Source organism: Hymenobacter ruber, assembly GCF_054783255.1.
The window spans coordinates 432,232-448,614 of the sequence record NZ_BAAGQX010000004.1 but is presented as its reverse complement, the minus strand read 5'-3'; the positions used below and the strand labels follow the sequence as shown (position 1 = coordinate 448,614).

General features: G+C 61.7%; 10 protein-coding genes and 1 tRNA gene. 3 read left to right on the top strand and 8 right to left on the bottom strand.

Annotation, left to right across the window (positions count from 1 at the left end; translation table 11 throughout):
• The first annotated feature begins 24 nt into the window (after positions 1–24).
• Both ACYVM5_RS12445 and ACYVM5_RS12440 read left to right on the top strand, forming a co-directional pair.
• Positions 25–3,543, top strand: coding sequence for a TonB-dependent receptor (locus ACYVM5_RS12445; protein ID WP_460618432.1), 3,519 nt, complete (start codon positions 25–27; stop codon positions 3,541–3,543).
• Between the two features lie 185 nt (positions 3,544–3,728).
• Positions 3,729–3,802, top strand: a tRNA-Ala gene (locus ACYVM5_RS12440).
• A 129-nt stretch (positions 3,803–3,931) separates the two neighbouring features.
• Here ACYVM5_RS12440 and cysK read toward each other — a convergent pair.
• Both cysK and ACYVM5_RS12430 read right to left on the bottom strand, forming a co-directional pair.
• Positions 3,932–4,855, bottom strand: coding sequence for a PLP-dependent cysteine synthase family protein (cysK, locus tag ACYVM5_RS12435; RefSeq protein ID WP_460618431.1), 924 nt, complete (start codon positions 4,853–4,855; stop codon positions 3,932–3,934).
• Positions 4,856–4,932: 77 nt separating this feature from the next.
• Positions 4,933–5,781, bottom strand: a complete 849-nt coding sequence (locus tag ACYVM5_RS12430) for a serine O-acetyltransferase (RefSeq protein ID WP_460618430.1) — start codon at positions 5,779–5,781, stop codon at positions 4,933–4,935.
• 162 nt (positions 5,782–5,943) lie between these two features.
• Between ACYVM5_RS12430 and ACYVM5_RS12425 the strand changes: the two genes are divergently transcribed.
• A complete protein-coding gene (locus ACYVM5_RS12425) occupies positions 5,944–6,288 on the top strand; it encodes a cupin domain-containing protein (RefSeq protein ID WP_460618429.1) in 345 nt (114 codons plus the stop codon).
• Positions 6,289–6,402: 114 nt separating this feature from the next.
• Here ACYVM5_RS12425 and ACYVM5_RS12420 read toward each other — a convergent pair whose 3' ends face one another.
• The 6 genes from ACYVM5_RS12420 to ACYVM5_RS12395 form a co-directional block, all read right to left on the bottom strand.
• Positions 6,403–9,597 (bottom strand): PAS domain S-box protein, encoded by a 3,195-nt coding sequence (locus tag ACYVM5_RS12420; protein ID WP_460618428.1) that lies wholly within the window; start codon positions 9,595–9,597, stop codon positions 6,403–6,405.
• Positions 9,598–9,805: 208 nt separating this feature from the next.
• The gene (locus ACYVM5_RS12415; RefSeq protein WP_460618427.1) at positions 9,806–10,621 is read right to left on the bottom strand and encodes a mechanosensitive ion channel family protein; all 816 of its coding nucleotides are present in this window, start codon (positions 10,619–10,621) and stop codon (positions 9,806–9,808) included.
• Between the two features lie 155 nt (positions 10,622–10,776).
• A complete protein-coding gene (locus ACYVM5_RS12410) occupies positions 10,777–12,801 on the bottom strand; it encodes a peptidylprolyl isomerase (RefSeq protein ID WP_460618426.1) in 2,025 nt (674 codons plus the stop codon).
• A 191-nt stretch (positions 12,802–12,992) separates the two neighbouring features.
• Positions 12,993–14,102, bottom strand: a complete 1,110-nt coding sequence (locus ACYVM5_RS12405) for a glycosyltransferase family protein (RefSeq protein WP_460618425.1) — start codon at positions 14,100–14,102, stop codon at positions 12,993–12,995.
• A 61-nt stretch (positions 14,103–14,163) separates the two neighbouring features.
• Positions 14,164–15,741, bottom strand: a complete 1,578-nt coding sequence (locus ACYVM5_RS12400; protein ID WP_460618424.1) for a T9SS type A sorting domain-containing protein — start codon at positions 15,739–15,741, stop codon at positions 14,164–14,166.
• A gap of 22 nt (positions 15,742–15,763) precedes the next feature.
• On the bottom strand, positions 15,764–16,258 hold the full coding sequence (locus tag ACYVM5_RS12395) for a thioredoxin domain-containing protein (RefSeq protein WP_460618423.1): 495 nt from the start codon (positions 16,256–16,258) through the stop codon (positions 15,764–15,766).
• Positions 16,259–16,383: the final 125 nt, after the last annotated feature.

The window sequence follows — 16,383 nt, the reverse complement described above, 5'->3', positions numbered from 1 at the left end:
CTGTTTCCACCAACCTTTTTCAACATGAATAATTTACGTTTACGCCACCTGCTACTGCTGGCGCTGATGCTCCTGACGGCCCGCCTGGGCTGGAGCCAAGGCGCAACCACAGCAGCAATGAGCGGAGTCATCTCCGATAAGAACGGCGCGGGCCTGCCCGGCGCTACCGTAATTGCCATTCATACCCCCACCAACACACAGTACGTGGCGCCCACCAACTCCGATGGTCGCTTCAACATCCAGAACATGCGCGTGGGTGGTCCTTACACGGTTCGGGTCACGTTTGTGGGTTACAAGGATATCACCCGTGAGGGCATTTCCCTGACCCTAGGTCAGAGCCTGCGTTTCGACCAGACCCTGAGCGATGCCACGACGGAGCTGGCCGAAGTAACGGTAAGTGGCCGGCGCGACCCCATCATGAGTGCCGACCATACCGGGGCCAGCACCACGGTGCAGCGCGAAACCATTGAGCGCCTGCCCACCCTGAACCGTTCGTTGAACGACTTCACCCGCCTCACGCCCCAGGCCAACGGCCAGAGCTTCGGCGGCCGCAACAGCGGCTACAACAACATCACGGTGGATGGCGCTATCTTCAACAACGCCTTCGGCTTGTCGTCGACGGTAGGTGGCCAGGCCGGTGCCCAGCCCATTTCGCTGGACGCCATCGACCAGATTCAGGTTAGCATCGCTCCTTTCGACGTTCGTCAGGGCTCGTTCACGGGTGCTGGCATCAACGTGGTGACGCGTTCGGGCTCGAACAAGGTATCGGCTTCCATCTATGACTTCTTCCGCAACCAGAACCTGGTAGGCAGCAAAGTAGGCGACGTAACCAGCGACTACCCCAAGTTCAACCTGAACAACATCGGCTTCCGCGTGGGCGGTCCGATTATCAAGGATAAGCTGTTCTTCTTCATCAACGCCGAGTCGGAGCGCCGCAACGACCCGCCCACGGGCAACTTCACGGCCAACCGCGAAACCACGGCTCCCGCAACGGGCAGCACCGTGTCGAACGCCTCGGCCCGTGACCTTGATGCCCTCAGCAACTTCCTGCAGCAGCAGTACGGCTACAACCCCGGCCCGTACGAGAACTACAGCCTGAAGTCGAACAGCGACAAGGCGACCATCAAGCTCGACTGGAACATCAACAACAACAACCGTTTCAACATCAAGTACAACTACCTGAAGTCGTACAGCGACATTCCGCCGAGCACTTCGGGCGCTATCAACGCGCAGCGCTCGCAGTCGCAGTTCGGCTTGCCTTACTTGTCGTCGTACTACCGCATCAACAACAACCTGAACTCGATTATTGCCGAACTGAACAGCACCATCGGCGGTGGCAAATACTCGAACAACCTGACGGCCGGCTACTCGGCATTCCGCGACTTCCGCGAAAGCAGCGGCGGCATTTTCCCGCTGGTTGACATCGGTACCAGCATTGGCCGCAGCACGGGTGCAGCCCTCAACAGCATCAACGCTTCGAACTCCCTGACGACGTTTGGCTACGAGCCTTTCTCGGCTTTCAACATTCTGAACTCGGACGTGTACCAGTTCGGCGACAACTTCACGGCTTACCTCGGCAAGCACAACGTGACGGTGGGTACTTACAACGAGTACTACAAGTTCCGCAACGGTTTCGCCCCGAACTACTACGGCAACTACTCCTTCAACTCGCTGGAGGACTTCTATGCCTCGGCTGGCTTCAACTACGACCGCGCCACCGCTACCTACTCGCCTTTTGCCGCTGGCACCACCCGCCCCGGCCCGCAGCGCTACAACCTGCAGTACTCGGCCATCCCCGGCGGTGCCTTCCCCTTCGCCGACATCACGGCGGCCCAGCTGGGCCTGTACCTGCAAGACGAATGGTCGCCCCGCAGCAACCTGAAAGTAACCTACGGCCTGCGTGCTGACCTGCCCTTCCTGACCTCGGATTTGCAGCAGAACACCAACGCCGCCAACCTTACCTTCCGCGATGGCGTGCAACTCAACACGGGTTCGGTGCCGAAGAAATCGGTGTTGTTCTCGCCGCGTGCCGGCTTCAACTGGGACGTGAACGACGACCGTAAGACGCAGCTGCGTGGCGGTACGGGCATCTTCACCGGCCGTGTGCCCTTCGTGTGGCTCTCCAACCAAGCCAGCAACAACGGCGTGCAGTTCGGCTCGTTCAGCACGGCGGGTGCAGTACCGACGACGACGACTGTTAATGGCCAGCCCGTTACCAACCCGAACGCCTCTATCTATCCGTTCAGCCCCAACGTGGATGCCTACCGTCCGCAGAATGCCACGGCTAACACGGCCTACAACCTGGCCGTAACGGACAAGGATTTCAAATTCCCGCAGGTATGGCGCACGAACCTGGCCGTTGACCAGGAGCTGCCCGGTGGCGTAATCGGTACGCTGGAAGCTTTCTATACGAAAGACATCAACTCGGTGTATCACCAGAACGTGAACTTGCCCGGCACGGAGGCAAACCCCTACAACCGCGCCAACGGTGTTGATAACCGTCCTATCTTCTACACGATTAACAGCCCCTTGGTAGTGACCAACGGTCTGGCTGCTACTTCCTTTAACCGCCAGATTTACGCCGGTCGTGGTGGTGCTTCGGCTGTCAACCCCAACATCAGCGACGCCATTCTGATGCGGAACACGAACAAGGGCTACTCCTACGCCGTGACGGCGCAGCTGCAGAAGTCTTTCGCCAGCGGTTTCTATGCCAGCGCGGCCTACACCTACACCGACTCGCGCTCGGTGAACGACGGCGGCTCGATTGCCCAGTCCATCTGGCGCGACCGTTCGATTTCGGGTGACCCGAACGCTGATGTTCTGGGCTACTCGAGCTACCTGCAGCAGCACCGCGTTATCGTTTCGGCTTCGTACCGTAAGGAATATGTTGGCCATCTGGGCACGACGCTCTCGATGTTCTACGAAGGTGCTCCGGCGGTTAGCGCTGGCACGGCTCGCTTCTCCTACGTGTACTCGGGCGACATGAACGGCGACGGCCAGACTGCCAACGACCTGATGTACATCCCCCGTACCCAGAGCGAAATCAACCTGCAGCCCATCACCCTCACGGCGGCTCAGGGCGGTGGTGTGTACTCATCGGCTGACCAGTGGACCGACCTGAACAACTTCATCAACCAGGACAGCTACCTCAGCAAGCACCGCGGCGAGTACGCCGAGCGCAACGGCGCGGCCCGTCCGTGGCTGAACCGTCTGGATTTCCGCTTGCTTCAGGATATCTTCACCAACATCGGCAGCAACCGCAACACCCTGCAGCTGAGCCTGGATATCTTCAACATCGGTAACCTGCTGAACAGCAACTGGGGCGTAGTTCAGACGCCTGTTCGCACCAACCCGCTCAAGTTTGACGGCTACAATGCTGCCGGCCAGCCCGTGTTTGAGTACAGCTACCTGGTGAGCCCAGTGAAAAATGCTGACAACACCGTAACCCCCGGCACGAAACTGACCGACACCTTCCGTAACGACACGGGCGGCCTCGGTTCGCGCTGGCAGGGCCAGGTGGGCATCCGCTACATCTTCAACTAAGCTTTTCCGCTTAGCGTAGCCTCGAAGAGGGCAGGAAGAAATTCCTGCCCTCTTTTTTTGTGGCTGATTGTTTGAGGCTTGCGTCTTTTTAACAAAAAAGATGCGCCCAGCACTTGTCAAACCAATATTCGCCCGTACTTTTGTCGAACCAAAGCGCAAATGGCACGGCGGTAAAGAACAAATCAGGGGGATTAGCTCAGCTGGCTAGAGCGCTTGCATGGCATGCAAGAGGTCATCGGTTCGACTCCGATATTCTCCACTGAAGAAGTGAATAAAGAAAAAGCCCGTTCAGGAAACTGAACGGGCTTTTTCTTTATTCACAGCCTGATTCAATAAATAGAAAAATGCCCCTGGATAATATTATCCAGGGGCATTTCCATTGGTAGCGCTATACAAACAGGCCTTCGACCGAAAGGTACCGCTCGCCGGTGTCGTAGCAGAAGGTGAGCACGCGGCTGCCCTGGGGCATATCGGGCAGCTTTTTGGCAATGGCGGCCAGCGAGGCCCCCGACGATACGCCCACGAAAATGCCTTCCTCGCGGGCGGCGCGGCGGGTCATCTCGTAGGCTTCCTGCTGCGATACCTGAATGGTGCCGTCGAGGACATCGACGTGCAGGTTGTCGGGGATGAAGCCGGCGCCGATGCCCTGAATGGGATGCGGCCCTGGCGCACCGCCGCTGATGACGGGTGACGCCTCGGGCTCCACGGCGAAAGTCTGCATGCTGGGGAAATGTGGCTTTAGCACTTCCGTCACGGCCGTGATGTGGCCGCCGGTACCCACGCCGGTGATGTGGAAGTCGAAGCCCTCGGGAGCATCGCGCAGAATTTCCTGAGCGGTGGTTTCGGCGTGAATCTTGGGGTTGGCGGGGTTAGAAAACTGCATGGGCATCCAGGCGCCGGGCGTACTGGCCACCATTTCGCGGGCTTTCTCGATGGCTCCCTTCATGCCCTTTTCGCGGGGCGTGAGCTCCAGGGTAGCCCCATAGGCGGCCATGAGGCGGCGGCGCTCGATGCTCATGCTTTCGGGCATCACGAGGGTGAGCTTGTAGCCTTTCACGGCAGCCACCAAGGCTAGGCCCACGCCGGTATTGCCGGAGGTAGGCTCTACAATCAGGCTGTCTTTGGTGATGGTGCCGTCCTTCTCGGCCTGCTCAATCATGCTCAGGGCAATGCGGTCTTTGATGGACCCGCCGGGGTTGGCGCGCTCCAGCTTCACCCACACCTCCACATCGGGGCGGGTGGCGGCAAAAATGCGGTTGAGGCGCACCAGCGGCGTGTTGCCGATGGTATCAAGAATAGAATTGGCTTTCATGCGGAGAACTGGTGATGTGTGAGATACTGAGTTGAAAGACGGTTATGCAGAGCGCCGCGAAGCATAACCGCCAATGCCTAAATGGAAAAAACCAGCTCGGCCGCCGGGTCGACGTTGCGCGAAATCTGGATGTGGGCCCGGTGATACACCCGCGAATGCGAGGGTACGCTTTCGGTCAGCCACACGTTGCCGCCGATGATGCTGTGCGCGCCCACCACCGTGCTGCCCCCCAGGATGGTAGCACCGGCGTAGATAACCACATGGTCCTCAATGGTGGGGTGGCGCTTGGTGCCCTGCAAGCCCTTGGTCACGCTGAGCGCGCCCAGCGTGACGCCCTGGTATATCTGCACGTTGGCCCCGATGATGGCCGTTTCGCCGATAACCAGGCCGGTGCCGTGGTCGATGCAGAAGGCCGGCCCAATGTGCGCGCCGGGGTGAATATCGACCCCAGTGCGCTGGTGGGCATACTCGCTCAGCAGGCGCGGCAGGCGCGGCAGGCCCCGCTGGTACAGGGCGTGGGCCAGCCGGTAGAGCGCCGTGGCGTAGAACCCCGGATAAGAGCTGATAATTTCGGCCAAGCCCTGGGCGGCGGGGTCGCTGGCCAGAATGGCGCTGGCATCGCGCAGCAAGGCCGCACGCAGCGCCGGCAGCTGGGCAGTGAACTCATCGGCCAGAGCAGCCGGCGAGGCGGGCAAGGCCGGCACCCCGGCCAGCAGCGCGGCCAACTCGGCCCGGAAATACTGTAGTTCGGCCTCTACAGCATCGGCGTTGGCCAGGGGCCGCTCGGCGCGCTGCGGAAAGAGCAGGGCGAGCAGGCCATCGGCGAGGGCACAAAAGGCCGCGCCGGGCAGGGCGTCGGGGGCCACGGAGTGGGCGTGAGCCAGCTCTTCGGCAAAGGAATGGGGAAGCACGGGGGCTGAAAACATAAGCAAAAGAACCAGCGGAATTAACCGGCAGGGCCGGGGAAGGTTTTGAGCGGGAGGCAACGGCGGCGCGGCCTTCGCCGTTTAGCCAGTGTCGCACCGCCGTTGTGGCCGCGGCCCAAAAGATACTCTTCTTTTCCTCTGCTTCACTTTTTCAACACGATTATGGCAGCCGATACCTCCATCACTAAAATCGATTCGCAGCACTCTCCTACCGGCCCCGACGGCGAGAAATACCTGGCCTCGGGCACGCACATTGCCATGCGGATGTGGGAAAACGAGCAACCCGGCGAGCCCAAAGCCCCGGCTACCCGGCCCTACGAAACGGTGGGCTACGTGCTCAGCGGCCGCGCCGAGCTACACCTAGCCGGCCAAATGGTTATTCTGGAGCCCGGCAACTCGTGGGTAGTGCCAAAGAATACGGAGCACACCTATAAAATTCTGGAGAGCTTTTCGGCTGTGGAAGCTACCTCGCCACCAGCACAGGTACACGGCCGCGAAGGCAAATAAACAGCAGCGTTGCCCCAATGACAACCAGCGAGTTGGGGCGTACCGGCCAGTACGTTTCGGGGCCCAACGATGAGCGCGAGGCCGTGGCTACGCTGAACTACGGCCCTTTCGGGTTCAGCTGATAAAGTCGCGCGGGGCGGCCACGGCCCAGTCGTGCACCATTTTCAGGAGGGAGAATTCCTGAAAGGGCTTGGTCAGGTAGTCGTTCATGCCGGCGGCGAGGCATTTGGCCCGCTCGCCGGTGATGGCATTGGCGGTAAGGGCAATAATGGGCACGGCAAGGCCCAACTCCTGGCGCAGAATACGGGTGGCTTCGTAGCCATTTTTGATGGGCATCTGCACGTCCATCAGAATCAGGTCGAAAACATCGGTGCGGGCCAGCTCCACGGCGGCCTGGCCGTTGGTGGCCTCCGTTACGCTCATGCCAGCGTTGGTGAGGAAACTGGTGGCTAGCATGCGGTTGAATAGGTTGTCTTCGACCAGCAGAATATGCTTGCCGTGCAACTCCTGCTGCATGCCTTCGAGGTCGCCCGTGTCTTTCTGCGAGAGGTGGTGGGCGTTGCCCACGGGCAGACGCAGGGTGAAACGGCTGATGGTGCCGTGGTTTTTTTGGCTTTCAATACGCAGCTCGCCGCCCAGCAGGTGCACCAACTTTTTGCTGATGCCCAGGCCCAGGCCAGTACCACCAAACCGCCGCGTCACGGTCGAATCTTCCTGGCTGAAATCATCAAAAATATGGCTCAGGTACTCCGCTTCAATGCCAATGCCGGTATCCTCCACCGTAAATTCAACCAGCACTTCGTCCGGGCTTGGATGCCCAAGCAATTGACACCTAACGCTTACCGTGCCTCGCTCAGTGAATTTCACGGAATTACCAACCAGATTCAGTAGCACCTGGGTGAGACGGAAGGGGTCGCCGAGCACAACTTCGGGCATCGCGGGGTCGAGGTAGACAAGGAAGCTGAGCCCTTTTTCCTCGGCTTTGTATTGCAGGGTTTTTTTGACCTGCGCACAGACGCTGCCGGGGCTGAACCCAATGTGCTCGATGGCCAGCTGGCCGGCATCAATCTTAGAGAGGTCGAGAATGTCGTTGATGATGACGAGCAGGTTTTCGGCCGAGGCCGTAATGGCGTGCAGGTAGCTGGCCTGCGGGGCCGCCAGCGGGGTTTTGGCCAGCAGCTGGCTCATGCCCAGAATGGCGTTCATGGGCGTGCGAATTTCGTGGCTCATGTTGGCCAGGAAGTCCTGCTTGGCGCGGGTGCTGCTTTCGGCCTGCATTTTGGCTTCGCGCAGGCTGGTTTCGAGGTGCTTCTGGGGGGTCACGTCGAGGTAGATGCCAATGGAGCCGATATGCCGTTGATGCTCGTCGTAGAGCGGGGCGCCGCTCACCAGCAGCCACTTACGCTCGCCGCCTTTGGTGGTCACCACAATTTCGTAGGAGTCGGAAACGCCGTGTTCGCGGGTGCGGAGCTTGCCCTCTGCCAGTGCCAGGTCGAGGCCGGTGAGCAACAGCGGCGACAGGCGCTGGCCGGCCAGCTCGTCGGTGCAGTAGCCGGTCATGTCGCAAAAACTCTGATTGGCGTAGAGCAAATGGTCGTTCAAATCGGCCTCCACCAGTCCCAGCGACATGTTTTCGATGATGCCCCGGTACTTTTCCTCGCGGCGCTTCAGGTCTTCTTCGGCCTTGATGCGGGCCGTGACGTCTTCGTACTTCCAGAGGTGGCCGATGTAGCGAGTGCCGTCGAAAATGGGCGTGAAGGCCCGCTCCAGGGTGCGACCGTCGCGCAACGGGATAATGTCGCCGGTGGCGGGCTGGCGGCGGCGCAGCAGGGCCGCAATGCGGGCCACGTACTGGTGCGGCTTTTTCACATATTTGCGGGAACCTTCGGTGAGCCAGGCCCCATTGCGGCCGTGGAACCGGGCGGGGGCCACGGGCAACTCCAGCAGCTGGCAAAAGGCCTCGTTGGTGAACACAATGCGGCGGTTTTCATCTTCCAGCACCAAGCCGTCCTGGAAGTGCGCAATCACGGTAGCCAGCTGCTGGTTAGAGGTACCGAGGGCTTTTTCAGCATCTTTCTGGGCTGAAATGTCGCTGTGCAGCCCACTGAGCATCAATGGGATGCTATTGGCACCCCAGGCCGTGATGACGGCGCGGCTCAGCACCCACTTGTAGTTGCCGTCGTGGCAGCGCATCCGGTATTCAGCGGTGGACATTTTGCCGCCGGTTTGTACGTATTTGCGCAGCAGCTCCAGTACCTGCGGCAGGTCGTCGGGGTGCACGTGGGCGAGCCAGGTTTCGTAGTCGTTCGAAAAGTCGCCCTCCTCATAGCCCAGCATGGCTTTATATTCCGACGAAAACGACATTTGGTGGGTGCGCAGATTCAGCTCCCATGCCCCGTCGCCGAAGCCTTCCATGGCCAGCCCCAGGCGCAGGTCGCTTTCGCGCAGGGCACTTTCGGCCAGCTTCAGGGGCGTCACATCGAGCAGAATCCCGCTGTATGTCACCCAATCGGGGCCGAAGCTAGTGACGTTGGAGCTGCCCCGCAGCCAGCGAATGGGCTGCCCCGGCACCACAATCCGGCCCTCATACACCCACGGGGTGTGGTTGCGGGTGGCGTCGTCGAGCGACTCGAGAAAGCCCTCCAGCTCTTCCGGATGGATAAAGTCGTTCATGCGCACCAGCTCGTGCGGCGCTATCCCAAACAGCTCCTCCACCTTGGGACTCACGTAATCGAAGTTGAAAGTGCCATCGGCGTTTTTACGCCACTCGTAGAGCACACCGGGCACGTTTTCGGCCAGGTTGCGGAAGCGCTGCTCGCTGTGCACCAGCCGCAGCTGGGCCTGTTTCCACTCCGTAATGTCCTCAATCAGGCCCACAAAGTGGACCACGCCATCGGCCGCCTTCACCGGCCGTACGCTCACGCGCAGCCAGCCGTCGGAGCCGGGCCGCGGATTCGCCACTTCGTAATGAAACGCTTCCTGCCGCTGCAAGCTGTCCCGAATATAAGCCAGCGTGGCCGCGTCTTGCAGCCGGGGGCGCAGCACCGCCGCTGGCTGCCGGCCTATTATCTCGTGCGGGCCCACTCCGCACAGCTTCGTAAAGCCTTTGTTTACCCATTGCACGAAACCTTCGCCGTTGGCCAGCACCACGGCCGTGTCCTGCTTTTCGAGCAAATACCCCAGCAGGCTGGACGGCACGAAGGCGGGAGTTGGCGCGGCCGGATTCTCCAGTGCCGCTAGCTGGGCGCGTAAGGCCGTATTCGCAGCTTTTTGCTCGGCTAACGCCACTTCAAGCTCGGCACGGGTCATAGAATGCAACAGCTAAACGTTACTCAATGGTAGAATGAACACTGCCTGGCAAACGAGGCCCCTGCTCCGGACCGACTAACAGACGGGCCGGTTCGCGGAAGCACATCTCGGCTTCGTTCAGCGCGTTCGCCCTAATTAATAATTAGTTAGGCATACGAAGCAAATGCTGCCGGGGGCGTGAACGGCCGGTTTTTTTCGGTGTAGTGCCCTACTCGGGCAGGGTGCGCACGTAGCTGTGCTGCACCGGCACCGGGCTGCCCACCCCCTGCTGAGCCAGGGCCCGCTGGAGCTGCTCGATGAGGCGCCCCTGGGCTGAGCCATTGCGCCCGGCTGGCGTGTAGGCCCGGAAGGCCACCGTCATGCCGCCGGGCTTGAGGGCCGTAACGGCCACCTGCGGCGCGGGGGCTTGCAGTACGTCTTCGTCGGCCTGCAGCAGCGGGATGGCCCAGGCGCGCAGGGCGGCCAGGTCGGTGGCGTTGTCGAGGTCGGCTACGATTTCGACCAGGGCCTTGTTCTGGGCCGTTTTGTTGATAATGACGTTGTTGGATGTGGCCCCGTTGGGCAGGATGATGGTGTCGCCCTGCGGCGTGACGAGGATGGTATTGAAAATCTGAATTTCCTTCACCTCGCCCGATTTGCCCTGCGACTCAATGGTATCGCCCACCACGTAGGGCTTGAAAATAAGGATGAGCACCCCACCCGCGAAATTGGCCAGCGTGCCCTGCAAGGCCAGCCCCACCGCCAGCCCCGCCGCCCCCAGAATGGCCACAAACGACGTGGTTTCGAAACCCACCATGCCGGCCACCGATATCAGCAGCAGCACTTTGAGCACAATATTGACCAGGCTAGTCAGGAACGAGGCCAGCGACACATCGAGACGCGTGGCGGCGGCGGCGATAATGCGGCTGGCCCAGCCAATGAGCCACCAGCCCACCACCAGCGCCACCCCGGCCATGAGCACGCGGGGCAGGTAGAGGACAACGAGGGCTTGAAGCTGCTGGGCGTAAGTGCTGACTTGGTTCATAGCGGAAAGGAGGAAAGGGAAAAGCTAAATATAGCATCTGCCGTCCTGAGCTTGCGAATGACCTTATCACGTCTAAACATTTTGCAATAACCCACTCTATGCAAACGTGACAACGTCCTTCGTAAGCTCAGGATGACAGGCGTGACCGAAATCACCTACGGCAGCGCCACCAGTTCCACACCCAGAATCTGGTCGCCGATGTCGAGCTTGTGCACCACGTCCATTCCGCCCACCACCACGGCAAAAATGGGATAGCGGCCATCCAGGTGCGGCGTGGGCGTGTGCGTGATAAAGAACTGGCAGCTCTCGGTGTCCTTGCCGGCCGAGGCCAGGCCCACGCTGCCTTCCTCATAGCGCAGGTCGCCAAACTCGGAGCGCAGGTTGTAGGGGGCGCTGCCGTTGCCGTCGCCGCGCGGGTCGCCGCCCTGGGCCACAAAATTGGGCACCACGCGGTGGAAATACAGGTTATCGTAGAAATGCTGGCCGATGAGCGTGACGAAGCTGGCCACCGCGCCGGGCGCTTCCTCGGGCTTCAATTCCAGCAGAATAATGCCCTTGCTGGTGCGTAGCCGCACCTGCTGGCCCAGCGGCACGCCCTGCACCACCGTCCAATCTATCGGGTGCTGCGCGGCCGTAGCCAGCGGCGAGGGTGTGGGTTTCGGGGCTTTGGTTAGTTTGTCGAGGGCTTGCTGGATTCCTTGCCAGGCTTCGATTTCGGTGGGCAGCTGCAATTTGGCCTGCGCGGCACGCAGAGCGGCAAGGTCGGCCGGCTGTGCTTCGGGGTAGAGTTTGGCATCGGCCAGCGCCTCAGCGGCGGTGCCAAGCTGGGCCACGTCGCCGCCGCCCAGGGCCTGACGCATGGCGGCGGCAAAATCGGCCTGGCGGCCGGCTGGGAAATCCGCGTTACGGCGCATGGTGAGCAGCGCACCCAGCGCGTAGCCCCCCACCACCGGCGACTGCCCCGCCGCAAACGCCTCCGTCCGCACGAAGTCGAACGCGGCCGGGTCCTCGCTCAGCGCTTCCAGCAAAAAGCCTTTTTCGTACACCGTAGGCGCAGCCGAGTAGCGCTTTTCAATGGTTTCGACCAGGCTGGGGCGAGCCGCCGGGCTGGCATGATGCACGGCAGCCCGCAGCAAAGCGGCCCGCACCCGCACCGAGGCTTGCTTGTTGCCATCGGCCAGGGCCGCCAGCGCCGCGCCCGACTCGCCTTTGGCGTGAGCCAGCAGCCACTCGGCCGCCGTGAGGGCCACCGGGGCACGGTCGTGCGCAAGCGCAAAAAAGACGGCTTTGCGGCTGGCCGGGTAATTTTCAGCATCAAACGGCAAAGCCCGAATGGCGCTGAGTCGCACCCGGTAGTCGGGGTCTTTGGTAGCAAGGCGAGCGAGCACGGTGGCCGAACTGCCAGCTCCTTTCTCAGGCAGTAAATCAGCTGGGCGCGGCAGGGCTGCTATTTTGCCAAGTGTGCTGGCCGCCGCTGCCCGCACGGCATAGTTCCGGTCTTTCTGGGCCACGCGCAGCAGCGTGCTTTCGGCCAGCCGCTTCAAATCAGCATCGAGCCCGCGCGTGCGCGAAAGCGCCACCACGGCCGCCAGCCGGCCGCGCCCGGGCAGCTTGGGCGAGTTCAGCACCGCCACCGTGCGCCGGATGGTTTCGGGCGAGGTCAGGCCGCGCAGGGCAGCGCGGCTCAGGCCCCAGGCCAGCGCGGCGGCGCGGGAAGTGTCGTTCAGGGTTTCGACGCGCCAGAGCTCGGGCAGGCTGTGGCGCGTGACGGTGCGGCCCAGGGCTTCGTGCACGTAGCGGCGCACGAAGCCATCGTTTTCCTTGAGGACGCGCACGCGCAGGCTATCTACGGCGGTGCTGTCGCCGGTCTGGCCCAGGGCGTAGGCGGCGGCGCGGCGCACGCCGGGGTCGGCATCGCGCAGCAAGGGGATGAGGCCGGGCACGGCCGCCGGGGCCTGCACCGAGGCCAGCGCCAGGGCGGCTTCGCGCCGGTAGGTGGGGTTTGAATTCGTCAGAAAAGGCAGAATGGCGGCGGTGTTGCGCTCGTCCTGCGCCGTGCCGATTTGCCGGATGGTGGCGTCGTGGTATTTGTTGGCGAGGCCGGTGCTGGGGCGTGGCGTGCGGGCGCAGGCTGCCGCCAGCAACAGCAGCGGCCAGAAACGAGAGGAGCGGAAGGTCATAGGCGGAAAGGTAGCGCGGGGTTCAGGTTGCGCTTACGTGCCCAGCGTGGTTTGGGCTGGGGTACGGGGCGCAAGCTAAAGCACGTGCTACTTACAAGCCCGGATTGTCATTCCGACGCCGAAGGAATCTGAGGAGAGTCGTTTACCGGTCTTGCGCAGATTCCTCCGGCGTCGGAATGATAGTTCTGCCCCTACTCGCCGCCCCAGGAGTCGTTCTGTGGCCCGGCTTCGCTGGGCAGATGTTCCATCGCAATGTCTTTCAGCAGCGCATCCAGCCCGGCAAATAGCACGGCATTGCCTTCCTGCTGGTAGCCGGCCAGGGCCGACTCAAAATTGCTCAGGCCATAGAGAAATGCTCGCAGATTGTCGGCCGTGATGGCCTCGAAATGCCGGCCGTAGCCCATTTGCTGCACTTCGGCCGCGTTCAGCCATTGCTCGAACTGGGCCGGAATGGGAATGGCACAAATGGGCTTGTGCAGAAACACGGCCTCCGAAATCAGCGAGAAGCCGCCGTTGGTGACCACGGCGCGGGCGCTGGCCAGGTCGGCAATGAAGCCGGCTTCGGAAAAGGCGCAGAGCTGCACGTTGCCGTGGCTTTCCTGCTTGTTGAAACCGTAGACGCGGAATTCCTGGTCAGGCAGCTGTTGCAACAGCGGCACCAGGTTTTGCTGCGTGGTGGCCGACTGGTAGACCAATACGTGCTGGCCTCTGGTGGGCGCGGCGGCCAGAATCTCGGGCCGGATGATGGGCGGCACCAGCGTGGTGCGCTGCTTGGCCAGCGGCAAATCGAAAAACGTGGTGACGAAGTAGTGACGGCTGTGCGGCAGCTTGGCCCGCACAATACTTTTGGCCACCCGGTAGTTTTCACGCTCGGCTTTCGGCACGGTCACATTGAGCTTGGCGCGGCTGATAATCTGCATATTATCAATACTGACAACAGGCAAACGGCGCAGTTTCGCAAACAAAAAACTGAACGATTCAAAATCCGAGACCACCACTTCCGGCTCGAAACCACCCAGCAGCTCGCGGTAGCGGGCAAAGTTGACGCGCAGGTCCTCAGGCGCGGTGCGCAGCGTGAGCACGGCCGTGCGCAGCTTACTCACGGCTAATCCATTATAAGCCAGATGAAAGCCCCGAATTTCGTATACCCGGCCGGGGAAAGCCGCCGCCAGCATGGTGTAGGCCCGGCTGCTGCTCACCACGCGCACCTCGTGCCCCTGCGCCAGCAGGTGGCCGATAACAACTTTGCTGCGGGTGGCGTGGCCCAGGCCCTCGCCGGGCACTCCGTATAGAATTTTCATGAGCGCAAAGATGGGTGGTAAAAACCTGTCATTGCTGCGCTACGCTCGCAATAACAGGTTTTTACTCGGTCACCACCAGCTTCTCGCTGCGCGTGCCTTCATTTGATTCGAGCCGCACGATGTAGATGCCGGGCGCCACGCCCGCCAGCGGCAAGGGCAGCTGCTGCGGCCCGGCCGGATAGGCTTTCTGACGCACCACAGCGCGCACCAGTCGGCCGGTGGCATCGAGCAGCGAAACGGTGACGGGGCCGGCCCGCTCCTGCTGGAAGCTGATGCTACCCGTGCCGCTGGCGGGGTTGGGGTACACGGCCATTTGCACGGTGCCGGGGGTGGTGGCCACGCCGGGCGCGGTGCTGAGCACGATGTTTTCGTCGCCGGCGCGGTAGGGCAGCAGGTCGAAATAGGTGAGCAGCATTTCGGCCGTGGTGCTTTCGCCCCACTGCGTGGTGAGGGGCGGGTTGTTGGGATTGCGCGGGTTCTGGGCGGTGTTGTCGTACACGGCATCGGCCATGAGGCGCGAGCCGGCCGGGATTTTGAGCGGCGCGGTGAAGCGGAATATGCCCTGCCAGCGGAAATCCCAGTCGTTGATTTTTACCAGCTTGATGGTGTCGCCATTGGGCTGCACCACCCACACTTTCCAGCTTTTGCTGAGCAGGTGAGCATGAGGCGCGGCGCTGAGAATGGTGACGTCGGCCGGCACGTTGAGCTGGGCGTGGAAGGTGCTCACCTGGTTGGCCGGAATGATGAACGGCCCGTTGCTGAGCGTGACCGGCGAGATGGCCGGCACCGTCTGGATGTAGCGCGTGACGGGCTGGCGGGCAAAAAACACGTTCACCACCGATGAGTCTTTCTGCGTCACGTAGTTGGGGCCGTAGTGCACCTGCACCAGCAGCGAGGCGTGGCGGTAGAGCTTCTTGCCCATACCCGTCGGGTAAAACCGCGACTGCATCCCCGGCACCCAGGCCGCAAAGTTGGTTTCCAGGGGGTTGAAGCCAAAGCCGCCAAACTGCGTGTAGCCGTAGCCGGGCGCGGCCGCGTCCAGCGCCTGGGCCTGCTGCGTGGTATCCATGCCGATGATGACGTGGTGCACGATGCCCTTATTACCCGGCCGAAACTCGATGGCCGCGATGTCGCGGTCGGCCGGCATATTCACGGGCAGCACGAAAATGCGGTACATATCCTGGCCGTTGCCCTGGTGGGTGAAGGCCTGAGCCATCGGAATCACCATATCGGGCGTGCCCAGCTGCGAGCCGCTGGGATACGTGGGCAGGGCAGGCGTGAGGGCCGGGTTGCCCTGCGGCGTACCGGCATCGACCCAGGTTCGGATTTTGGTGATTTCCGCGTTGGTCAGCGTATTTTCGTCGAGGTAGTGGCGGTAGTTGGGGTCGGGCTTCCACGGCGGCATGTAGCGCGTACCAGTCACGTACTTGATAGTCTGGGCGTGGCTCACCACCTCGGCGTAAGTGGTGAGCGGAAATGGGGCTACTTCGCCGGTACGGTGGCAGGGCGTGCAGTGCTGGTACACCAGCGGCGCAATGTCCTGGCTGAAGGTGTATTGCGGGGTGGTCTGGGCCTGCGCCACCGGAGCCGCGCCCAAGCAGCTCAGGCCCAGGAGTAAAATGGAGAAGTAGTGCTTCATAAGGAGCAGGTTGATTTCAACTCTATTCAATAAAACAGCCCACCGGCTCGGTGCGCGGCACGGCTACGGGCCGGCCGGCAGCCACGGCCGCAAGCGCATCGGCCAGTTCGTGCTGGCGCGTCACGGCGCGGTGCTGGCCCAGGCCGGCGTAGGCATCATCGAGGCGGCCCTGGTAGAGGACGGTGCGGCCATCGGCAGCCACCACCACGGCCTCGGGCGTGACGCGGGCGTGCAGCTTCTTGGTGAGCTGGTGCCCGGCATCGGCTTGCAGCGGAAAGGCCAGCTGATAGGTCTTGGCGAAGGCCGCCAGCCCGGCCGCATTGGTTTCCCTGGCCGGAAACACGCCCACGAACTGCACGCCCTGCGCCCCGTAGCGGCCGTGTAACTCCCGCAGTGGCAGGGTAGCCGCCTGGCTGATGGGGCAGGTTTCGGCCAGAAAAACGTAGACCGTGGCGCGTGGAACGGGTGCCAAACCTAGCCCGAAACAATGCAGCAGCAAGAGTAGCAAAAGCGGCATAAGCAGATTTAAAGGAAGAAATTTGTCATTCCGACGCAGGAGGAATCTGAGTAAAGCGGCTAAACGGTTTATCTCAGATTTCTCCTGCGTCGGAATGACAATCACTGCAATTAAGCAATTACCAG